The 23,068-nt window shown below is 60.8% G+C and carries 16 protein-coding genes; 12 read left to right on the forward strand and 4 right to left on the reverse strand.

Going from position 1 to position 23,068, the window contains the following annotated elements:
- Window positions 1-6 precede the first annotated feature (6 nt).
- From galE to J2R78_RS14685, 7 genes are all read left to right on the forward strand, one after another.
- The gene (galE, locus tag J2R78_RS14655; RefSeq protein WP_253605168.1) at window positions 7-1,017 is read left to right on the forward strand and encodes a UDP-glucose 4-epimerase GalE; all 1,011 of its coding nucleotides are present in this window, start codon (window positions 7-9) and stop codon (window positions 1,015-1,017) included.
- 279 nt (window positions 1,018-1,296) lie between these two features.
- The gene (locus J2R78_RS14660; RefSeq protein WP_253605170.1) at window positions 1,297-3,912 is read left to right on the forward strand and encodes an AMP-binding protein; all 2,616 of its coding nucleotides are present in this window, start codon (window positions 1,297-1,299) and stop codon (window positions 3,910-3,912) included.
- 378 nt (window positions 3,913-4,290) lie between these two features.
- Window positions 4,291-5,454 carry a GNAT family N-acetyltransferase gene (locus tag J2R78_RS14665; protein ID WP_229157720.1) on the forward strand — a complete coding sequence of 388 codons (1,164 nt, stop codon included), beginning with the start codon at window positions 4,291-4,293 and terminating at the stop codon, window positions 5,452-5,454.
- Between the two features lie 249 nt (window positions 5,455-5,703).
- Window positions 5,704-6,615: a 4'-phosphopantetheinyl transferase superfamily protein gene (locus tag J2R78_RS14670; RefSeq protein ID WP_225643069.1), complete on the forward strand. Its 912-nt coding sequence runs from the start codon at window positions 5,704-5,706 to the stop codon at window positions 6,613-6,615.
- A 47-nt stretch (window positions 6,616-6,662) separates the two neighbouring features.
- Entirely contained in the window at window positions 6,663-7,703 is a 1,041-nt protein-coding gene (locus J2R78_RS14675; RefSeq protein WP_253605172.1) for an alpha/beta fold hydrolase, read from the forward strand.
- A 41-nt stretch (window positions 7,704-7,744) separates the two neighbouring features.
- Window positions 7,745-9,757, forward strand: coding sequence for an amino acid adenylation domain-containing protein (locus J2R78_RS14680; RefSeq protein WP_253605174.1), 2,013 nt, complete (start codon window positions 7,745-7,747; stop codon window positions 9,755-9,757).
- Window positions 9,758-9,822: 65 nt separating this feature from the next.
- On the forward strand, window positions 9,823-11,001 hold the full coding sequence (locus tag J2R78_RS14685; protein ID WP_253605176.1) for an acyl-CoA dehydrogenase family protein: 1,179 nt from the start codon (window positions 9,823-9,825) through the stop codon (window positions 10,999-11,001).
- Window positions 11,002-11,228: 227 nt separating this feature from the next.
- On the opposite strand, the gene asnB is transcribed toward J2R78_RS14685, so the two are convergent.
- From asnB to J2R78_RS14700, 3 genes are read right to left on the reverse strand one after another with little or no spacing between them, the layout of a single operon-like run.
- Window positions 11,229-13,022: an asparagine synthase B gene (gene asnB / locus J2R78_RS14690; protein WP_253605178.1), complete on the reverse strand. Its 1,794-nt coding sequence runs from the start codon at window positions 13,020-13,022 to the stop codon at window positions 11,229-11,231.
- Complete coding sequence (locus J2R78_RS14695) at window positions 12,982-13,200, reverse strand: hypothetical protein (protein WP_253610079.1); 219 nt, start codon at window positions 13,198-13,200, stop codon at window positions 12,982-12,984. Before J2R78_RS14695 ends, asnB begins: the two co-directional genes overlap by 41 nt.
- On the reverse strand, window positions 13,187-14,566 hold the full coding sequence (locus tag J2R78_RS14700; protein WP_253605181.1) for a polysaccharide biosynthesis/export family protein: 1,380 nt from the start codon (window positions 14,564-14,566) through the stop codon (window positions 13,187-13,189). The genes J2R78_RS14695 and J2R78_RS14700 overlap by 14 nt, the downstream gene beginning before the upstream one ends.
- Window positions 14,567-14,745: 179 nt before the next feature.
- Here J2R78_RS14700 and J2R78_RS14705 point away from each other — a divergent pair, with 179 nt between their 5' ends.
- From J2R78_RS14705 to J2R78_RS14720, 4 genes are all read left to right on the forward strand, one after another.
- Window positions 14,746-16,245 carry an undecaprenyl-phosphate glucose phosphotransferase gene (locus tag J2R78_RS14705; protein WP_253605184.1) on the forward strand — a complete coding sequence of 500 codons (1,500 nt, stop codon included), beginning with the start codon at window positions 14,746-14,748 and terminating at the stop codon, window positions 16,243-16,245.
- Between the two features lie 121 nt (window positions 16,246-16,366).
- Entirely contained in the window at window positions 16,367-17,539 is a 1,173-nt protein-coding gene (locus tag J2R78_RS14710) for a Wzz/FepE/Etk N-terminal domain-containing protein (RefSeq protein WP_253636010.1), read from the forward strand.
- 390 nt (window positions 17,540-17,929) lie between these two features.
- On the forward strand, window positions 17,930-19,354 hold the full coding sequence (locus tag J2R78_RS14715) for an oligosaccharide flippase family protein (RefSeq protein WP_253605188.1): 1,425 nt from the start codon (window positions 17,930-17,932) through the stop codon (window positions 19,352-19,354).
- A 17-nt stretch (window positions 19,355-19,371) separates the two neighbouring features.
- Window positions 19,372-20,379: an FkbM family methyltransferase gene (locus J2R78_RS14720; protein WP_253605191.1), complete on the forward strand. Its 1,008-nt coding sequence runs from the start codon at window positions 19,372-19,374 to the stop codon at window positions 20,377-20,379.
- 114 nt (window positions 20,380-20,493) lie between these two features.
- On the opposite strand, the gene J2R78_RS14725 is transcribed toward J2R78_RS14720, so the two are convergent.
- The gene (locus tag J2R78_RS14725; protein ID WP_229157725.1) at window positions 20,494-21,507 is read right to left on the reverse strand and encodes a polysaccharide deacetylase family protein; all 1,014 of its coding nucleotides are present in this window, start codon (window positions 21,505-21,507) and stop codon (window positions 20,494-20,496) included.
- A gap of 335 nt (window positions 21,508-21,842) precedes the next feature.
- Between J2R78_RS14725 and J2R78_RS14730 the strand changes: the two genes are divergently transcribed.
- A complete protein-coding gene (locus J2R78_RS14730; RefSeq protein WP_253605192.1) occupies window positions 21,843-23,063 on the forward strand; it encodes a glycosyltransferase family 4 protein in 1,221 nt (406 codons plus the stop codon).
- Window positions 23,064-23,068 lie beyond the last annotated feature (5 nt).

Here is a 23,068-nt window from a genome sequence, read left to right on the forward strand (position 1 = left end):
GCGGAAATGATCTTGTTGACCGGCGGTGCCGGCTATATCGGGTCCCATATCGCTGTCGCGCTACTCGACGCCGGGCTCGATGTCGTCGCGGTCGACAATCTTTCCAACAGCAACAGCGCCTCCCTCGAACGGATACGAGCCATCTGCGGACGATCGGTCGTTTTCCGGCATGCCGATATCCGCAATGAAGAGGCGATCTACCAGATCCTGCGCGCCCACGACGTGACCGCGGTCATTCATCTCGCCGGGCTCAAGGCGGTGGGCGAGTCCAGCGCTCAACCCATCACCTATTACGACAACAACGTCGTGGGAACGATGCGGCTCGTGTCGGCCATGACGCGAGCATCCGTCAAGACGCTGGTCTTCAGTTCATCCGCAACCGTTTACGGGACACCCGCGTACCTGCCGCTGGACGAGAAGCATCCTGTCGCACCGATCAATCCGTACGGCCGCACAAAATACTTCATCGAAGAAATCCTGAGGGATCTTCATCGGTCCGACAAGGATTGGCGGATTGCCATCTTGCGCTACTTCAATCCGGTTGGCGCCCACGAAAGCGGACTGATCGGAGAAGATCCCCTGGATGTGCCGAACAATCTGCTGCCGATCGTGGCACAAGTGGCGATCGGACGACGTCCGACGGTGCATGTTTGGGGAAACGACTATGATACGCCTGATGGCACCGGGATCCGTGACTACATTCACGTTGTCGATCTTGCATCCGGACATCTGAGCGCGCTGCGCCAACTGAGACAGCCCGGCCTTCTGACGGTCAATCTCGGAACAGGAAGCGGCAGTAGCGTCATGGACGTGATCCGGACATTCAAGGAAGTGAGTGGCCGACCAATTCCGCATGTGATCGACCAACGCAGGGTCGGTGACGTCGCAATCTGCTATGCCGATCCAACTCTCGCGAAGAACCTGTTGGGCTGGACATCAACGCGATCGCTGACGCAGATGTGTGCCGACCATTGGCATTTTCAGATGAAGAACCCGAATGGCTATCGCGGCGCCTAGTCGGCGAGAGCCGTCTGCGCCTTCGAGAATTTCAGTCCTGTTCGAGGCCTGCTCAATCCCGCGCAAGCCAGACGACTGCTCGCATCGGCAAGCTCAAGTCGCGCCGCTGCCTGTTACGCCACCACTCACCAATGGTCGCGATCGGCAGGATGGCAGGATGACGCACCGACTATTGGCTAATCCCTAATTGCTGCCATCACTTGCTGTACAGCAAGGCATCTTCGGGAGCGGCGCGCTATGGTTGTGCGAGCCGACTTACGTTGTTCAAGGTAGGACGGAATGCTTCTGGACAACGAGACGCCTGGCGCCACCATGTGTTCCGAGAGCTTCCACGCTCGCGACCATGGGGAGTCGGAAGCCCGACTCACGATAGGCCAGGTCATCGGTCGAACTGCCAGTCGGTTTCCGAACCAGCCGGCGATCGTCTCGAGCGCTTTCGAGCCTCTGACATACAACGGTCTTGAACGCCAGTTGAACGCAATCCGCCGGCGGCTGCGCCTGGCCGGCTTCGATTGCAATACCCGGATCGGGGTCTTGATGCCGAGCGGCCCGGAGGCGGTTCTCGCCATCGTGGCAGTCGCCTGCTGTAGTGTCGCGGTGCCCCTCGACCCACGCCTCTCGCAGCCTGAGATCGAGCAGCGTCTCGACATGCTGAACCTGAGCGCGCTCGTTGTGCTGCAGGGCAGTGCCCCTGAAGCTCGCGAGGCCGCAGCCCGCAGAACGCTTGCGATCGTAGAAGCCGCGCCGATCGGACAGGGCCAGCTTGGACTCGAGATCGCCGTGCAAGTTGCTGGCTCCCCTGCCATAGACGCCGAGCCGGATCCGCACTCCCCCGCCTTCATTCTGCAGACGTCGGGCACGACCGCGCAGCCGAAGCTCATTCCGTTCAGTCATGACAATATGCTGGCGGCGGCCGAACGCCTTCAGGCCTGGTTCGGCCTCACATCCCGGGACCGATGCCTGAGCGTGTCGCCCCCGTACTATTCCCATGGGCTGAAAGTGACGGTCTTCACGCCGTTGCTGACGGGAGGCAGCATTGCGATCCCGGCGAACAGTGCGATCGTCGCACTCGATGAGTGGTTCGATGTCCTGCGGCCGACCTGGTACTCGGCAGGCCCGACGCTTCACGCCACGGTGCTCGACAAGGCACAGAGCCTCGAGAATGCGCAGGCTGCGCACACTCTACGGTTCGCCATGTCAGGCGGCGCGCCGCTCCCGAGGATCGTGCAGGAAGACCTGCAACACGCTCTCGGCGTGCCGGTGCTGGAGCATTACGGCTCCAGCGAGGCGGCGCAGATCGCCGCCAACCAACTGCCGCCCGGTCCGAACAGACCGGGCACCTGCGGGAGACCCTGGCCCGATACCGTGGCGATCGTTGGTGAAGATGGACATCCCCTGGCAGCCGGCGAGCGCGGAGAGATCTGGATTCGTGGACCGACCGTGACGTCGGGCTATCTCGATGAGCCGGAACTCAATCAAGCCGCTTTCACGAAGGGTTGGTTTCACACCGGCGATATCGGCAGCCTCGACGAAGACGGCTTCCTTTCGCTGCACGGCCGCCTGAGCGAGCTGATCAATCGCGGCGGTGAGAAGATTTCTCCCGCCGAGATCGAAGCCGCGCTATTGCGACATTCGGCCGTCGCCGAAGCTGCGGCCTTCGCGATCTCACATCCGCGCCTGGGCGAGGACGTCGCAGTCGCCATCGTCCCTCATTGCGGGGCGCAGCCGACCGCTGCGGAGCTTCGCCAGTTCCTGCAACGCGAGTTGGCCTCGTTCAAGATTCCGAGACACATTCTGACGCTCGACCATCTGCCAAAGGGGGTGACGGGAAAGGTTCAGCGGCGACGTCTGCGCGAGTTGGCCGACCGGCCACGGGGTCATCTGGCGCCGATGCCGGCGTCCGTCGCGAACGGGCCGTTGAATCTAGAAGCCGAGTTGCTGACGCTCTGGCGCAGGCTGCTCAAGAACCAGGCCGTGACCGTTGACAGCGATTTTTTTGCCAGCGGCGGAGACTCCCTTCTCGCGATGGAGATGCTGATCGAGGTCGAGCGGCTCGTCGGCTATCCCGTGCCGGAAACCATCATGTTCGGGGCAGAAACCATCCGGCAATTTGCCGCAAGGGTTTCCGCACAGACGGACACGTGGGCGACGGCGTTCTTCCAGCCCCATGAGTGTGGCACGCGGTCTCCGCTGTACTTTTTTAACGGCGACCTTGTCAGCGGCCACGCGAGTGTGCGGCGGCTGGTAGAGCTTCTGGGGCCGGATTATCCGATCATCTCGATCAATCCCCACGGTCTTCATGGGGAGCCGATTCCGGCCTCGATCGAGGCGATGGCCGCCGACCGCCTGCCGTTCATCCTGGCAAGGCAAGCGAGCGGTCCCTTTCTTCTGGGCGGCAAGTGCAATGGCGCCATGGTGGCGTTCGAAGTGGCCCGCCAGCTGATGGCAGCCGGCCACACGGTTGATTTGGTCACGATGGTGGACCCGCCGACTGTCAGTGCCCGTCCGATGCCACGGGCGATCCTGGGGCTGCTGAAGCCGCTGGTTTCCCCTTATCTCTTGCGTTGGACCTTCGAGCAAATGGTGAGACTGGAGCGATATCTGAAGCTCCCCGCGAACGGACAGACTGCGAGCGCCAAGGTCGCAATTCCGACGGCGTTGTGGGACGCTCATTCAATCGCAATGGCGCAGTATTGTCCGGCACCGCTCGAGATCCCTGTGGCCTTTTACGCGGCCGACCACGATGGCCGAGCGTGGCGGCATCTCAGCTCTCAACTGGAATTGATACAGGTGCCTGGCGGACACCCAGGCTGCCTGTTGATCGGTGCGGAACGGCTCGTGGATCACCTGCGGCGGAGATTTGAAAAACTCACCTCTGGATCGAGCGCCACGTGACAAACCGGACGTCAGCCATGGCAGGCCCTGGTGAGCGGGCGAGGGATCAAGGCCGTCGGACGCCGAAGGCTGGAGCGCGCTGCACCAGCCCTGAGCCCGGTCGATCACAACTTCACCTCGGCACAGTTGCTCGGCCGGCACAAGAGGCTAGCGTGGGTACTCAGGAAGGGTCCGCACCTCGATCAAATTCCGGATATAGTTCGCGTTATCGGGTTCCGCCGAGGCAACGGTCGGAGACGCCCAATCACGACGTGTCCGTCAGAGGGATGCCTGTGTGTGACCAGCCACCCGTCGGATCTTGCGCGAGCGTTGCAGCTTGGTCCTTCGGTCTTCCCGTCGCGGCGCGCGTTCGGTCCTCTGGCGTTGGAACGGGAAAGCATGCCTGAGACGGTTACCGATGTCAGCCTGGATGCCCTGGAGAGCATTGCGTGGCTTGAAGCCTCCTGGAAGGAGCTCGAAGCGCGAGTGACTCACTCGTTCTTCCTGTCCTGGCTCTGGATCGGCACCTGGCTACGGCATATCCCGAAGGGCGCGCAACCACACGTCCTCGTGGCCCGGTCATCAGGCAAGATCGTTGGCCTGGCGATTATTTGCCGGCGGAGAACGTGGAGTCTCGGGCCGCATGCACGGACGCGCTGGCTGCTCAATGAAACGGGAGATACCCGTTTCGACCGATTGTTCATCGAGTACAACGGTATTCTTGCAGAGCAATCCGATGCCATCATGTCGGCAGGTCTCAATGCGTTGACGTCCCGCCTGCGCCGCTCGGATCAGTTGGTGCTCTCCGGAATTGATCCGGACCTTGAGGCGACTGCCAGTCGCGCCGCAGGCCGGGCTGGGCTCGTGACCGAGGTGAAACAGGCTGATGCGGCATTGTGGGTCGATTTTGCCCCGGTCCGCCAGCGCGGGGGCGATTATCGCGCCACATTGGGCCGCAGCACGCGCCAGGCCGTGAGCCGTGCCATGCGGCTGTATGCCGAACGCGGCCCCGTTGAACTCCGCATCATGGAAACGACGACGGAGGCCCTCGCCGCGTTCGATCTGCTGAGCGACTTTCATCGGTCGCGATGGGGACGCAGGGGAGCCTTCGCCAATCCCGGCTTCCGTCCGTTTCACGAGGACCTCATTGCGCGCGGCGTCCCCACGGGGGCCGTTCGCATCTCACGGACGTTGGTTGGGAACGAGACAATTGGGGTCGTGTACAATTTCGTGCATGACGGCCGTGTCCTGAACTACCAGAGCGGCTTTCTCTATGAGAGCGACAGCCGGCTCAAGCCCGGGCTCGTCAGCCATGTGCTGGCTATTGAGGACAGCATTGCACGCGGGGAAAGCGGCTACGACTTCCTGGCTGGTGGCGGCGGGCACAAGTCCCATCTGGCCAATCGGGAGCAAGCCATGACGTGGATCGCTGTAGGCAAAGACAGTCCGGAGCGCCACATCGAGGCCAAGCTGCGCAGCGCCAAGCGGATGCTACGGACCATTGCCACGAATCTTCCAAAGAAGACTGCGGCTCTGTATTCCGTATTCGGGGCTGGTTCCTAGCCGGTCGGTTTAGGCTCCTTGGCGAGAACCAACGTCCGGTCGGCGATGTGGCCATGTCGGTGCTGCCCCTTTTTGACCGCCGACCCGGGGCAGGCGCTGACACCCGGACTGCATCCATTGACCGGCTAGCGGTCCATTCCCCTAGGAATATTCCCCCGTTTGCGCTCTTGGCGGAAGAACGCTGCGCTTGCCACCGGGTCACTCAACCCGAGCCGTACAATCCGGGCACGGGATGGGGACTGGCAAAAAATGGGTAATTACGATGGTCCATTGAGCCATGGCGGTGCGCGATTAAAATTTCAATCAGCAGTCCGCTCGAATGCCCATCGCAATACCGTTCGCAACCTACCGGCGGCAATCCGGATCGAGGCTAATAGAAAGCAAGTTGTGATGGCTTTTCGCACAGGTGCCTGTGAACAGAGCGAGTGGGAAAATAGTCGTTCCTTTGACGGGCCAGGCTATCGCAGACTTGAACGCGGGGCTCGCGGAGCCTCCACCGCCCCTTCGAGCTTTCTGGACAAAGCAGTCGAGCTGAGACCCGAGGTCATCACGCCGGTTGTCGAGAATGATGGTCTGGAGGTCCTGGCATTCATGCTCCATGTGGAGCGGGACGCCATCCGGGAGCTAAGCGCATGCCTCAACGAAGAGGAACATCGGCGCGCCGCGGGATTGAGATTGGAGCGCGATCGCCGCCGCTTCATTGTTAGCCGCGGGCAGCTGCGCCGGGTCCTCGCTTCCAGACTGGGAATTTCACCTTCAGAGATCGAGCTGGAATATGGACGGCTGGGCAAACCCCACCTCTCTCGCCGCATGCCCGCCCGCGACTTGCGCTTCAGCGTCTCGCGATCTGGAGAAGTAGCGGTCATCGCCCTCTCGATCAGGCAAGAGGTCGGGGTGGACGTCGAGGCGGTTCTCCCTGTGCCCGAAGCGGACGAGATCGCAGCGCTCTGCCTTTCCACCTCCGAATACGAGTCCTACGCCGCCCTCGATCCGGAAGACCGGCTGGAAGGCTTCCTCCAGCGCTGGACCCGGCTGGAGGCTGTCTCCAAGGCGCTGGGGTGCGGCTTGGGACAGCCGATTTCCTGGGATGAAAGGGATTGGGCTGTCCGAAGCTTCGTACCGCAACCTGGATATGTTGGGAGCGTGGTCGTCCGTAAATGAACTGTCATCCGGAGTCGAAGTCACCGCGATGGCGCACGGAACAGGAAATGTCAGCTTCATCGATGAAAAGCCCGATGTCAGCGCACGTGATGCAGTTTTCGGAGCTGCTCGCAGACCTCGCGGTCAAGGACATCAAGGTCTGGGTGGATGGCGACCGGCTGCGCTGCAACGCCCCGGCCGGCGCGCTGACGGCGGAGCTTCGCGATCAGTTGCAGGGTCGGAAAGGCGAGATCATCGCGTTTCTGAACATGGCCACGGCGGCGGCCACCCAACCGCCTGCAATCATTCCGTTGCAGTCTCGCGGCACACGCACGCCCATTTACGCCGTACCCGGTCATGTCGGGGCACCGTCCTCATTCCTGGATCTCTCGAAGCACCTGGGCGGCGATCAACCGTTCTACGCCCTCCAACCGCCTGGCTTCGATGGGCAGAGCGAGCCGATGGATCGCGTCGAAGATATCGCCGAGTACTTCGCCCGCCAGATCGTCGAATATCAGCCGAGCGGTCCGTATATCATCGTTGGCTATTGCTCGGGCGCTCCAACAGCTTTTGAACTGGCGAAAATCCTGGGACAGCGCGAGTCCGAGGTCTCATGCGTTGCGCTGTTTGGCCCGCTTCACCCCACCACCTATGGGGAATGGCCGCGCCGGCTGTATTTTATTGCCAGGGGCAAGGCGGAATCGTTCCTGCATGAGACAGCGAAGCTGCCGACATTCGGCGCCCGTCTCCGATATTTCGGCAGTCGCCTGCGCGAGCACGTCCGCGCCCTCGTACCCCTCGTTGGCAAGAGCAATGAGCCTGTCGCGACAGACCCGGTATTGGCGAGCAGGGCTCTGCTCAAATCCACGGCGATCGCGGCCTTTCAGCGGTACACTCCCACTCCGTATTCGGGTCGGGTTTGCATCATCCTTCCCAACAAAGCCTGGCTGCGATCGGGTGCCGCGCCACACCGATGGCTGCGAGTAGTGCCGCATGCCGAATTTTACTTCGGGCCCGATGACTGCAACGAAGCCTCGATGCTGATGGAACCTGACGCACCTGCCATTGCGAACCTCTATCGCCAGGCAACCCAAAAGCAGAACGATTGACGTGATTTTCGTTTTTAGTTTTCCCGACGGGAGCGTATTTCATGAACGAAGTCCTACCTAGCGCGCCGGAGGGCGTAGCGCTTCCCCTGCTGAAGGATTCCGATCATCAGGCGCTGGTTGTCGATTACAACGCCACGGCGGCACGCTATCCGTCGGACAGGACGATCATCGATCTCTTCCGCGACCAGGCGACGCGTAGTCCCGACGCTGAAGCGATCCGCTTTGGCGATGCAACGCTGACCTACCGGCAGCTCGACGAACGCTCCAACCAGATGGCCGCGTATTTGAGCTCGACCGGCGTGGGCCCGGGCCGGATTGCCGTTGTCTTCATGGAGCACTCCATTGAAGTCGTCGTTGCGATCCTGGGCGTCCTGAAGTCCGGCGCAGCCTACGTGCCGGTGGATGCGGCAACGCCGAAGGGGCGTATCACAACAATCCTGCAGGACATTTCCAACGGGACCGACGGGCGGGCGCCCGTGGCGATCACCCAATCGCGCATGCGTTCGGGCATCGCCTCGAACCTTGCCGACATTTTCGTACTCGACGCCGATCTCGAGTCGATCTCGAATCAGCCGGCCTCGGCCCGACCGTCCGCTGCGACGCCGGACGGCGCCGCCTATATCATCTTCACCTCCGGCTCGACCGGCACTCCCAAGGGCGTCGAGATCGAGCATCGGAGCCTGGTGAACTACATCTGGTGGGCCGCCCGGGTGTACAGTTCCGGCGAAAGTCTCGCATGGCCCCTTTTCTCATCCCTCGCATTCGACCTGACCGTCACAACGCTCTTTACGCCACTCATCACCGGCGGCCGCATCGTGGTCTATCTTGGTGATCCCGGAGTGCAGAGCATGGTCGTGCTGAAGGTGATCGACGACAATGCGGTGGACATCATCAAGCTGACGCCGGCGCATCTCGCGATGATCCGCGACCGCAATCTCGAGACCACAAGACTGCGCAAGTTCATCGTGGGCGGTGAGGACTTCAAGGCCGCGCTGGCTCGCGATATAACCAGCGCTATTCCCCATCCTATCGAGATCTACAACGAGTATGGACCAACCGAAGCCACGGTGGGCTGCATGATTCACCGTTTCGACACCGATCGGGATCAATCCGCATCGGTGCCGATCGGCGTTCCGGCCGCGAATGCAGGAATCTACGTCCTCAGCATAGAATATCAGCCCACCGGCCCCGGAATCATCGGTGAGATGTTCATTGCCGGCGACGGTCTCGCGAGAGGCTATTTCAATCGCCCCGATCTGACCGACGAGCGCTTCCGCACGGTCGCCGATCCCCGAGATGGGCGCTCGAAGCTGCGGCTCTATAAAACGGGCGATCTCGCCCGCTGGAACTCGGAAGGACGCCTGGAATTTCTCGGCCGCGCCGATCATCAGGTGAAGGTCGGCGGCACCCGTATCGAGCTCGGCGAGATCGAAGCACGGCTTCTCAAGCACCCGGACGTTCACGAATGCGCCGTCACCACCTCGATGACGAAAGCAGCGACACAGAAAACGACCCAGATCGGCCATGGCGAACCGTCGACGCCCGAAGACGGCATCGCACGACTTGTAGCCTACTATGTCGCGTCGAAACCCCTGACCGTGGCGGACCTGCGCGCGCACCTCGCCGAAGAACTGCTGGAGTCCATGATTCCGACCCACTACGTTCGCCTCGAGCGGATGCCGCTCACGTCCAACGGCAAGATCGACCGCTCATCGCTTCCCGAGCCGACGGCGGAAAACATCCAGCCGGCGCAGGTCTTCGCCGCCCCCGCGACAGAGACCGAGAAGGCGCTAGCCGCTCTATGGTGTCAACTCCTGAAGCTCGAGTCGATCGGACGCCACGACAACTTCTTCGAACTGGGCGGGGAGTCGCTGCTGGTGGTGCGGGCGGTGTCGCGCATGCGAAAGATCTTCGGCGTCGACGTGCAGCTTCGCAACCTCTTTGAGCGGCCGACACTGGCCGAACTGGCGGAAGTCATCGACGGAATGCGCTGGGTGGCCGATTCCAATGCCCCTTCCCTCTCGGAGGGACCGAGAGAGGAGGTCGAACTCTAGCCGGAAGGTCTCCGCCTGGTCTTGGGCGGGACAGGAGCCTTTGAGTCAGGCTCACAGCAGATCGGATGAAGATGATGGACAAAGCTTGGAACGCGGCGCGAGAGCCGGAGCTGCCCTGGATGGCGGCGGAGTATGAGCTCTTGCGGGACCAGGTCCGCCGGTTCGTCAAGGAGGAAATCAAGCCCTGCGCGGATCACTGGGAAGAGAACGGGTTCATTCCCCGTTCGATCCTGCGCCGCATGGGCGAACTCGGTTTCTTCGGCATCCGCTACCCGGCTGAGTATGGTGGCGCCGAAATGGATGCTGTCGCGTCAACGGTCTTCGCCGAGGAGCTCGGGCGCTCGACCTATGGCGGCGCCGCCGACGCGATGCTCGTGCATGCCGACATGGCTTCCTCGTACGTCTTTCACGACGGGACCAAAGCCCAGCGGGCGCGCTGGATGCCGGGCATTATCAGCGGCGAGGTGATCACCGCGATCGCCATTACGGAGCCGGATGCGGGCTCCGACGTGAAGGCCATCCGCACGCGCGCGGTGCGAGATGGCGACTCTTACGTGCTCGACGGCACGAAGCTCTACATCACAAACGGCGTCCACGCGGATCTCTACTGCGTCGCGGCCAAGACTGATCCCTCGGCCGGAAGCAACGGGATCACGATGTTCCTCGTCGAGAAGGGAACGCCAGGCTTCAGCGTCGCGCGCGAGCTGGACAAGCTCGGCTGGCGCTCCTCCGACACGGCGGAACTTGTCTTCGACGGTTGCCGCATCCCCGCCGAGAACGTGCTCGGCGCGGAGGGACAAGGCTTCTACTCAATCATGCGCAACTTGCAGAACGAACGCCTTGTCCTCGCCGCCATGGCGATAGGGATGGCCGAGGCAGCGATCGACATGACCCTCACCTACGTGAAAACCCGCCGGGCATTCGGGGGCGTCCTTTGGGACATGCAGGCGATCCGTCAGCGGCTCGCGATGCTTTCTGCGAAAGTGGAGGCAAGCCGCGGGTTTCTCTATGCCACCGCTTGGCGCATGGCGGCCGATGACGATTGCCTGCGCGAGATCTCGATGCTGAAGGCCATCTGTGGCGAGCTCGTCAACGAGGTCGCGTATGATTGCGTGCAGTTCCACGGCGCCATGGGCGTCATGCGCGAGAGCGCGATCGAGCGCGTCGCGCGTGACGCCCGCGTCCTCTCCATCGCCGGCGGCGCGACTGAAGTGATGCTTGAGGTGGTCGCGTCGATGTCATGATCCTGACGCGGCGTTGAGGCGTCGCTCTGGCGTTGCTTGCAGAAAGGCCAAGTGCCGGCGCTTCGCGCGGCGGGCCGGGCTTTGAATGGTCTCGGCATCCGGGCCGGGTCGCGGCGACCGACGCAGCATACGGCGCGCCGGATTCACCCACGAAATCCGGCAGGCGTCATTGCCGCCGAACACCGGGCGACGCTGTGTGGAATCCGAAATTCACTTGAAGGACGATTTCACTCCGCCGCTGCAACCCGTTCGCCCGATGGGGCCTTCGAACTGTTGAGGTTTTCAACTGACCGAACATGATCAATGGCCTGAACGTGGATCCCTTTCACTGCCCTTCCGGATGGGTCATTCATGCTCGCAAATTGCTGAGACCAAAGAAACGCGGTCGGCGTGGAGCATGCGATCGAAGGACCGACGGGCACAGTCAGGCAGGCTGTCGGGTTGTTGAAAATGCCATCAAAGATGGTCCTGTAGAAATAGCCTTCCTTGGACGTCGGCGTTTGCCGCGGAAAGCGCTTGCTCGCCTCTGCGAGCATCTGATCCGAGACTTTATTCTCGGCTTGATGCTTCAAGCTTTCAATCCAGCTGTACCCTACCCCGTCGGAAAACTGCTCCTTTTGACGCCACAAGATCGCTTGCGGCAACAGATCGGTAAATGCTTCCCGCAATATGCCCTTCTCGATTTTCTCGCCAGGGCACATCTTCTCGGCGGGGTTTATCGACATTGCGTAGTCCAGAAATTCCTTGTCCAGGAAGGGCACACGGGCTTCGACCCCCCACGCCGCCATTGCCTTGTTCGCGCGACAGCAATCATACTTGCTGAGCGCAAAGATCTTTCGGACAGTCTCGTCGTGGAATTCTTCTGCTGACGGCGCCATGTGGAAGTAGAGATAGCCGCCGAATACCTCGTCAGCGCCTTCTCCGGACAACACCATTTTGATGCCCATTGATTTGATTTTGCGCGCCATGAGATACATCGGCGTGCCGGCACGAATGGTGGTGACGTCAAAGGTCTCCAGGTGCCGGATCACGTCCGGCAATGCGTCCAATCCTTCCTGCACGGTAAAAACAATCTCGTGATGGACCGTGCCGATGTGAGCCGCCACGTCTCGCGCATGCCTCATGTCGGGTGAGTTTTCGAGGCCGACAGAGAACGAGTGCAGCCTCGGCCACCATGCTTCCTCGGTTTCTCCCGACTCGATCCGCTTGAAGCGGTGGCGCGCTGCAAGCGCCGCGATAAGCGACGAGTCGAGCCCGCCGGAAATAAGCACCCCGTAAGGCACATCGCACATCATCTGCTGCTTGACCGCAGCTTCGAGCGAAGATCGGAGCTCCTGCAGGGACACCTTCCTGCTTGGAAGAGTATGTGCCCATTGTGGATCATACCACTTGACGAACTTTCCGGCCTTAGCGCTGTAATGATGTCCCGGAGGAAACTCCCGGATCGTCTCGCATACGCCATCGAGGGCTTTCATTTCGCTCGCGACGTAAGTCGTGCCGTCGCTGCCCCATCCGATGTAAAGCGGAACAATGCCGATGTGGTCTCGGGCGACGAAGAAATCGCCACTGCGCTCATCGAAGAGGGCAAATGCAAAGATGCCACTCAGCATATTGCACACGGCAGGACCGTACTCATCGTAGAGATACAGGATGATTTCGCAGTCGGACTTCGTTTTCCATGCGTGCGGCAGCTTCAGCGCCGCGCGCAAACCGACATGATTGTAGATCTCTCCGTTCACGGCCAAGGCGCGACCCGCGGTCACGTCGAGAAGGGGTTGAGCGCCGTGCTCCACGTCGACGATGGAAAGGCGCTCGTGCGCGAGCACTGCGCCGTCGCTGGAATAAATGCCGCTCCAGTCCGGCCCGCGGTGCCTGACCGTCTTGGCCATCTCGAGTGCCCGGCTGCGCGCCGACTCAAGCGATTCTTTAAATCCAAAGATGCCAACGAAGCCGCACAAGGAGGTTGCCCCTTCTGTAAGTTCAGATCGCAGCGAAGCGGAACAGCGGATCGAGAACGGCAAAAGTCACAAAATATTCAAGGTTCAGATCAAGCGGAATTACCTTATGCCTAAGCGGCGACACCGTCGCATAGGCTAAAAATATACGGACAAGCGGCATCAAACTCCGTGGCTGCTCGTGTCTTCTCGACGTGCCAATCCCGATCACTCTGCCGCTTCCGGCTTTGTCACCTGCTGTCACGCCGCGAGTCTGCCGCGGTCACGTCGGTCCGGCCTATCACGACCGGAACGTTTGAACTGCTCAGCTTTCGGGGTGCCGCGTCGGGACCATCCTGATATCGCAGCGAGACCTCAATGGTGTCACCGGGCTGCAACTCGGCATCCTCGTTCACGACAATCCGTTCCGGTCCTTTCTCGCTCTTTCTAATAATAGCAATATCGGGCTTACTGCCGGCTCCCCGTGCGAGCTGCGATCGAACCATCGAAGTGTATTGAAGCTTCTCACCGACGCTCTGCAGTTTCTCGCGAATCTGATTGAGCTTTAAGCTGGTCTCTTGCAGCTCACGGAACAGATCAAGCTTCCGCTGATCGTCGAGCTTTGCCAACCGTCTGGCGTACTCGTCCTGCAATTTCTTGACCTGGAGCAATTGCGCAGAGGTTTGCAGCCTCCGGGTCGCCGACAGCAGAACCGCGCGACGCGCATCCGTCACGCGAGGGCTGATCAACGATCCCTTGCCGAACAGGTCGGTCGCCTTCTGAAGGTCCTCGACGTCGGACTGAAGTCCCTCTTCATCTTTCTTTTGCTGCTCCGATAGCACGCGGACCTCGTCGTCTCCCTGCCGAACGCTGCGCTGCAAGTACGCCTTTTCCTGCTGATAGTCGCTCTGCTTCGTCTTCAGATATTCGGCTTCCGCATTGACGATTTCCGAAACCGCCGACCGGGCTATCGGCAGGTCGGCAAGAGACGCGCTTGGATTGATCTGCGTCCCCTCCCCGAGCTCGCTCTTGATGCGCCACATCCGCGCCTGTTCCTTGGCGAGTTCTGTCCAAAGCGAACCATACTCGCTTCTCAGGTCGGCTGACTCGAGATACGGGTTGTTCATCCTGATATGCATGATGTCGTAGCCACCCGCCATGGCGATGAGCTGGCGCGCGGTGCTCGCCGGACGATAAGGGTACTCCCCCGGCTTCGACACGTCCCCGTTGACGTAGACAGGCCTGTACTCCGCCACGATCGCCGTGACCTGATCTGCATCTATCACGACCACGACCTCGCGGCCGTCCACGGTCCTCTGTCGAAAGACCTTGCTCGTCATTGCGGCCCCGACCTTGGCCCGAATCTCCTGCAACGGCAGGCCGGCGACCGGGACCATCCCGACCAGCGGCAACGAGATATTGCCATCGACCTGGACGGGCGCGCGCTGCCGCAGCTCCGGCACGCCGGCCACCGCGACCTCCAGAACATCTCCGACGCTCACTCGATATTCGGCTTTCGCCTGCGCGGAAATCGTCAGGCCAACAGCCACCAGGCCCCACCTGACGCAATGGCCTGGATGACCGCGACGGTTGTCAAGACGGAGGAAATTACGCAGCTTGGCGTGCGGCATGGCGTGCTCGATGGCTCGGTCTCACGGATTGATCGACAATCTAATCCCGCAGCGCCTCGGCTCAACTGACCATCGTAGTTACTCCCGGCTACCCATTTATTGCCAATCCGCCTCCTGACCCGAATGCTATGTTTTTGTCAGGGGGACGGACTGCGTGACGGACTGCTTGGGAGTAACCGGTGAGTTATGCGTTTTTCACCAATTCGCCGGCCCCTACCGAGCGTTCGGCGCATTCGGTCACTGGCCGCAAGGCAATTGCGGCTGACCTTGGCAAGAACAGATTGGCCGCCTTGCTGGTGCTGGCGGCAGGCGCCGAGTTCCTCCTCGTAGCCGTTGGGGCTTTTGCCGCTGCCGTCCTCTATTATCGGCTGGTCCTTGCCCTCGACTATCCGGACACTCCCAAATACATCCTTGAATCTCTTCTGATTGCCACGTTGCAACTGCTCGTATCCGTTGGGCTCCGGCAGTATTCGCGGATCCAGACGCAGCCCCGGCACATCTTCCTATGGAGCGGCGTCAGCGCCGTCTTCTTCGTATTCTCCTTCTTCATCTCAACGATATTTCTTCTCAAGATCTCGGACGGCTACTCGCGCGCGACCGTGATGGCCCAGGCGGCAAGCGTTATCGTCATGGTGCTCTTCGCGCGGGCAGTATGCTTCTCGTTGCTGCAACCTGCCATCGCATCCGGACTGATCGACGCCAGGCGCGTCATCCTCATAGGTGAACCGAGCCACTGCCTGGATTTTTCCGCACGAGTAAGCGCCACCGGAATCCGGACCATTCGCTCGTTCGAGTTGCCGACCTTTCGCAAGGGCTCTTCGGCATCGGAGCATTTCGGGGCGGTCGAAGTGCTATCCCATGTCCGCGAACTGATCGCAGAGTGCCGGCCCCTGCGAGCGGATGACATTGTCATTCTGACTTCGGAGTCGGATGTTCGGGCGGCCCTCGCGCTCGCCGGCGCCCTGTCAGAGCTCCCGGTCGACGTTCACGTCGTCCCGGTCGGTGCAATCGACCTCATGGCCGTGTCGCGCATCACGCAATTCGGCAACATGGTGACGATGCGCATCTTCCAGTCTCCCCTGACGCCGTTCCACCGGGCGATCAAACGAGCCTTCGACATCGCGGCCGCAATTGCCGGACTTGTCATCATCAGTCCCCTCTTCGTCATCATTCCAATCGCAATCAAGCTCGATTCGCCCGGGCCGGTGCTATTTCGTCAGACGCGGCACGGCTACAACAACGAGACTATTCGCGTGTTGAAATTCAGATCGATGACCGTGACGGAGGACGGCGACAATTTCAAGCAGGTGACCAGACACGATCCACGTGTGACCCGGTTGGGACGCTTCATGCGCCACACCAATATCGATGAGCTTCCACAGCTCTTCAACGTGCTGGTCGGCGATATGTCACTCGTCGGGCCTCGTCCGCACGCGACCTCGCAGAACGAGAGCTTCGCCCGGATGATTTCGTCATTCTCCCGCCGCCACAACGTCAAGCCCGGCATTACCGGCTGGGCACAGGTCAACGGCTATCGTGGCGAAACCGACACCCTGGAGAAGATGCAACGTCGTGTCGAGCATGACCTCTATTACATCGACAATTGGTCATTCCTTCTCGATCTCAAGATCATCGTCATGACCCTCTTCTCCAGAAAGGTCTATTGGAATGCCTTCTAGCGCGATGACGATTGCTGCATGCAGTCCGTACAGCAAGATCGCAAGGGCATTGCAGTCGATCCCGTTCCCGTTTGATCGGCGGAGGCTTCGGTAGGCCACCAGTAACTGCAGGTTCGAGACAATGCTGCAAACTCACAGAACTGACAATTCGGCACCTCAGGACACGATGCCGCCTGAATTTGGTTCGCCGGCCGAATTCGTGGCGGAGGGTCTCGCCTTCTTGCGCCGCCGCCTCTCGGTCATACTGCTGACGTGTTTCGTGATGTTTGGCGCCGGCTTGCTCTATCTCGTTGTCGCAGTTCCGACGTTTACGGCAACCGCGCAACTCATCGTCGACGCCAAGACGACTTCTTCCAACGACACGGCCTCGGCAACGACAGCCGTCGAAAGTCAGGTCGCAATCTTGAAGTCGGAGAGCGTCGCTCGCGCAGCGATCGCGAAGCTCGGTTTGGCGGGAGACCGGGAATTCTCCGGCGGCGCCCTGCACCACCTCAGTCGGTCGACATCCCGGTTGCTCGGCTGGAGCAGGCAGGACACGGACGTCGTCACGCGTGATGCGATGGAAGCATTCGCGCGCAAGCTCTCGGTGAAGCGCGCCGGTCTCACCTACATAGTCGATCTCGCCTTCAGCTCCGCCGACCCCGATCGGGCCGCGCAGGTCCTGGACACCGTCGTAGAGACCTACATCACGACGCAAATGGACGCGAAATACAAATGGGGCCTGCAAAACGAGAAATGGGTCAAGGAACGTGTCAACGAATTGAGCAACCAGGCGTCGACTGCCAAAAAGGCCGTAGCGGATTACAACAGGGCCAGGAATGGCATCGCGGCTCCTGCGAACACCGCCGAGGCAGGTCCACCCTCGTCGCAGTCGACCGGAACGGCGCAAGACGAACTCCGCGAACTGGAAGCCACGGCTGACGCCGCCACCAGAACGTACGACAATTTCCTCCGGATGTTGCGTTACATGGACGCCATGCAGCAGCAATCCGCGCCGGTGTTCGAGGCTCGTCTGCTCACCGGGGTGTCTCATCCCTACACGGCCAGTTCGCCGAACGCCCGTTTGATACTTGGATCAGCGATCCTCGGCGGCATGCTTCTGGGGATAGGAATAGGATTGCTGCGTGACAGGTCGGACCGGGAACGCGCGCACGCGCGCAGGTCTGCAGCCACCGCATCCGGAGGAACTGCAGTCGTCCAGGGACTCAAGGCGAACGGCGTGAAGCCCCATTTCGATGGTTCGTTCAAGGTCGAGAAACAACACACCTACAAGGAGGCCAATCCTGACTTATAGTCGCATGAATTGGCTCCCGATCGCGATACCGCAAGCTCGATTGAAACGCCCCGTACATCACCCGTCGAACAATGCTCGTCGGCGAACCGCCTTCATCGCGACGAAGGCAGCATGTTTCTCGTTACGGCCACCGGAGTGGGTAATCCAGAAGGGCCGGACGCTCTCCCCAGCCGTGGGGTTATATTCGACCCTGCGACAATGTGCCGATTTGACAATGTGTAACATTTGAACGCTCAGCCTCCGCGCAGTCCGCTCCTCCGCCCACGAGGTGCGCCGAACCGGGAATTCCGGGCAAGAGCTCGATCACAATTACTGGGCGCCGCGTGGCGTCCACCAACGTTGGCTTGAGCAATGACGAGCTTTACTCGACCGTCCGGCGGACCGGCGACCATGTTCAGCAATGTCTTCCGGCAGTCATGGCTGGCTTTGGCATACCGATGCTCGGGCGCCGTCGTCTCCCTCCTCTTCGGCGTAAGTTTTGCGCGGATGATGAACATAGAGGAATACGGTGCGCTCATGTCGTTGATGACGTTCGCGCTCGTAGCCTCCACGGTCGGCCTCATCGGTCAGCAATTTCGCGTGTTGCGGGAAATACCAAGCATCGCCGCCCGGAAAGACTACCCGGAGATCGGCTCGATTGTCGCGAAGCGGGTTCGCGTGGCATGTCTGGGCAGCGTTGCCGTGGCCGTACTCGCCCTCCTTCCGTTCGTCGCCGCTCACGGCCGCGACGGAATATTCGGAGGCTGGCAATATGCCACGAGCGTGCTCCTGATATTGCCGTTGTCCTTGATCGAAATGCAGAGCTCGCTGGGGCGCGCGCTCGGCTCGGTCAATCTCGCACTCGTGTCGAAGGATGTGCTGTGGAGATTTCTCATCATATTGTTGGGCGCCGTTCTCTTCGCGACGTCTGGCCATCCGCTGCCGGCTGAAGACGTTCTGCTGATTGCGACTGGAATCCTGATCGTGTTGATCGCCGCCCAGAACATCTACCTGCGGCATCTCGCGGAGGGGTGTAAGGTATTCACCATGGCGGTGGGGCGATCGAATGACCGGCTCCGCGACATCGTTTCCACTTCGGGACCGTTCTGGGTAACCAGCGTCACGAGCATCATGGGCGGCACGGTCGACCTCGTCGTCATCTCGGTCATGGTCGGCCCGGAAGCCGGAGGATATTACTACGCTGCCAGCCGGATCGCGCTCCTTCTCGATTTCTTCCTGGCGACCTTTTGTATTCCCGCGGCGCCCCTCATCGCACGTCTGTTCGATGAGAATCGTCATGCGGAAATCACGCGCGTCACGTCGGGAGCGTCATTGGCTGCGTTTGTCGCTGTCCTCGGCTGCGTTGCGACGTTGGCGCTTGGCGGCGACCTCGCGCTGATGGCGTTCGGAGCGACTTTCACCCGCGCCTACGGCGTCCTGATGGTCCTGGCAACCGGCATGCTGGTGTCGACATATTTCGGGATCGGCCCCATCGCCCTGAATATGACAGGCCATCAGCGCGCCGCGATGCACATCGTGGTGATCACTTGGGTGTCGGGGATCCTGGCCATGGTCGGCGCGACTTGGGCCTTCGGGACGATAGGAGCAGCGGTTGCTGGCTCCTGCGCGGGCATCGCAACCAGGGTGTGGACTGCGGCCTACATTTATTCGGCGGAAGGGATCGATATCACCGCCACCACGGCGCTCCGCGCGTTGGTTAGGCGCGCAACGAGCCGAGGAGTATCCGAACCGCGTAGCGAGGCAATACGGCCAGAAGCCAGCGGCACCATTCTTGACCTGCAGCCTGCTCGCGGCAGTCGGGACACACGTACATGAATTGGGGAGATAGTTGAATGCGTTCGCTGTCATCCGAGGACGCGACTGCTGCAATTGGATTTACGCGCGGGAGGCGGTACCTGATGGGCCGGTCTACATTCGATTACGAGGTGTCAGGAAGCCGGCTTTCCATGGGGCTGGTGAGGCTTCTGCACACCGTTGTTGCGCGGAGTACCGGGCGCGGTATGGGACTTGCCATGCGGGCGGTCAAGCCGCTTCTGCATTCCCAGCTGTCTTGCGTCCATTTCGCCGACGGTAGCCGCTTGTACTTCGAGCTGAACGACGTCTATTGGAATGCGTTCTTCATCGGCCAGCCCGGCATGACCTACGAGCCGGACATAGCGACGCTTCTGCTGCGGCTGAAGGATACCGACTATACGTTCTTCGATTGCGGTGCAAACATCGGATACTGGTCCGTTCTCGTCACGTCGGAAATGCTGGGTCGCAAGCGCGCGATTGCCGTCGAGGCTTCACGGGAGACGCTTGCAATTCTCGAGCAGAACCGTGACGCGAATGATCAGCGCTTCGAGATCTGCCGAAGGGCATTGTTCGAGTACGACGGGCGCAGCCTGTTCTTCTCCGACGACGGACCTCATTCGGCCCGGCACATCGTAACGTCGCAGAGCAGCCGTCCGTCACACACCGAACCCGTCATGTCGATAACGATCGATGCGTTGGCAATGGACCAGCAGCTGACCGACAGCGATCGGCTCGTCATCAAGCTCGACGTCGAGGGCCAGGAGGTTGCGGCCCTGAAGGGCGCTCGGCAGGCTCTGAAGCGCGACACGCTGATCATCTACGAAGATCATGGCCAGGATCGCAGCCACGCGACCACGAGGTATGTGTTCGAGGCACTTGGACTTCCGGTGTTTGCTCTTGCTGCAGACGGATCAATCACGAAGGTCAGTGACCTCGGCACACTGGATCGCCTGAAGGTGAACCCCAAAATCGGCTACAATTTCGCGACCTGCCCACCCGGATCCGGCTTCCACCGCTGGATATCAGGTATCGCCAGTCAGGCCTGATCGTGTCGGGCGCCGATCCTGGCGCACGAGATCGCCGGCGGCTCAACCTACTTCGCGTGCCCGAGCCAGAATTCGCGTGCCCTCGACTCTTCGACGCGATCGGAATGCACGATATCAGTCGCCGCGGCCGAACAGCATCTGGACCGCCGACTGGACGCCATTCATTCGCCCCTCGAACGGAATTCTCCCGTCGGAAGGACCTCCGACCGCGATGCGGGGGAGTCCAAAAGGATTCAGCTTCCGATCAGATATCTGTCCATGCCGGGTTGTGACTGCGGTCGAAAAACCGACCTCCACCGCGAGATGTTGTTCTCGATCACCGCATGCCCTGGAGTTGCCGTAGGGAAAAGCGACGTGCCGAACCGGGCGCTGAAGCAGTCTCTCCAGATAGGTGCGATTACCCGCCATTTCGGCGCGCGCTGAAGCTGCATTCAGGTACGCGAGCGCTGGATGCGATTCCGTATGCCCGCCAATCGTAGCCAGGGGGTGTCGTGCCAGGAGCTGAAGCTCCCGCTCGTTGATGAAATAGGCGTCGTTCAAGGCCTCCAGCGACAGATCGGCCTTGCTGAACGTAGGGGCGAGCATCTCGACTCGTTGGTAATCTTCATGGACCCAGTTGCTCACCTTCTCCAGGGCCGATGCTTTCTCGTCAAAATCGCGACAGCTGAATCGCATGTTCATTGCGTCGATCGCAAGACTGTCTCTCGAGCGAAATAGGTCGCGCAAGCCCAGCCACCACGGTTGCAGCGTCCGCTTCACCGCACCCGTTGGAACATATACGGTGAAGGGCGCGTTATTTCGCTCAAGGATCGGCAATGCCGTCGTGACGTTGTCCTTGTAGCCGTCGTCGAAGGTAAGCACCGCATAGCGGCGGGGTTCAGGATCCACCGCCAGCCGCTCGAGACATGCATCGAGACTGACAATCTCCCATCCTTGCTGGCGTAGCCACTTCAGGGTGTATTCAAAGAAATCAGGCGATGCACCGGTCTTCAGCTCCGAGCGCCAATCCGGCTGAATCTCGTGGAACATCAGGATAGTGGCCCTGCCGGCAAATGCCATGCGCAAAGCAGGCGCAAGTCCCGCCCAACTTGCCGCATGGAATATCGTTCGGCTGAGTAGTCGCTTCACGCGAAATCACCACCGGACAGGTTGATTGCGCGCAAGCCGACCAAGCGTCTTCGGTGCTCATGTGATTGCGTGCGCGATCTGCCCATGCTCATCTCAAATAGCCCTCGTGAACACAGCAGTGTTTCCGATGGGAAACACCCCTCCATTTATCGACAAACCGCGGCGCTCTGGCAACCACGGCGCTGGTACTCACTACTGGGTACCCCAGATTTCATCGCCTCCACTCTGAATGCGCCGCCTGCATCGAACTGCTTTCACGGTAGCTTTTCGTCAGACACAGAGTGCACCGGCCACTGGTGATGCCGGCCTTCGTGATGCGCGTGTCGAGGGCCTCAATGAAAGTACTGCTCGCCAATAAGTTTCTGTTCAACAACGGTGGCGCAGAGGCAGTGCTGCTTCAGGAAAGAATGTTCCTGACGAGCAGCGGGGCAGACGTCATTGACTTTGCGATGCAGCACGAGCGGAACATCGAGTCCCGCTACGCAAATCACTTCGTGTCTCGCCAGGAATACCGGACCGGCGGCCATCTCGCCAAAATCAAGAGCGCGCTCTCATTGATTCACTCGCGCGAAGCCGTGAGCAAACTCGCATCTCTGATCGAGGAGACCCGACCGGACCTGATGCACTGCCACAACATCTATCATCAGCTGACCCCGTCGATTGTCGGCGTCGCCAAGTCGCGCGGGATTCCGGTCGTGCTCACACTGCACGATTCGAAGCCGGTGTGTCCGGTGCACACCCGCATGCGAGAGGACCAATTGTGTTCATCGTGTCTCTCAGGCGATTTCCATCACGTGCTGATGCACCGTTGCGCTGACGGCTCGATCGCACAGAGCGCCACGCTTTACATGGAAGCGGTCATTCAGCGCTGGTTTGGCAGCTACGAGAAGGTGGATCGCTTCCTCGCGCCGAGCCGGTTCATGCGGGAGTCGGTGTTGCCTCGGTTCGCCGCGGACCGGGTACAGGTGCTCTACAACGGCGTGGATGTCAGCGGCATTTCGGCGAGCGATCGGGACAAGGGATACGTGCTTTATTGCGGCCGGCTCGCGCCGGGAAAAGGTGCGGAGACGCTGTTGCGCGCCCACGAAGCAGCGGACTGCCGGTGGCCTCTCGTCATCGCAGGCTCCGGCCCGCTGGCGGATAGTTTGAAGACGCAATTCACCCGGAATGTGCGTTTCGCGGGCCAGCTATCCGGCGAGACTTTAAACGAGACGATCGCCGAGGCTTCCGTGGTGGTTGTGCCTTCGGAGTGGTGCGAGAACTGTCCGATGTCGGTGCTGGAGGCGATGGCCTATGGCAAGGCGGTCATAGCGACCCGCGTCGGCGGCATTCCGGAGCTTGTGGACGATCAAGTGACGGGGCTTTTGTTTGAGCCCGGCAATACGGACGAGCTTCGTCAGCACCTCGACTGCCTGATGAACGACGCCGCACGCCGTGCAGGCATGGGGGCAGCAGGAAGAAGTCGCGTCGAAGCGGACTTCTCCCTCGAGAAGCATAACACCGAGCTGATGGCCGTCTACCGATCACTGGTGAGCGAGCGGCATTCATCGCATTGAGGATT

The organism is Bradyrhizobium sp. USDA 4538, assembly GCF_024171045.1.
In the GTDB taxonomy this organism is placed as follows: Bacteria; Pseudomonadota; Alphaproteobacteria; order Rhizobiales; family Xanthobacteraceae; genus Bradyrhizobium; species Bradyrhizobium australafricanum.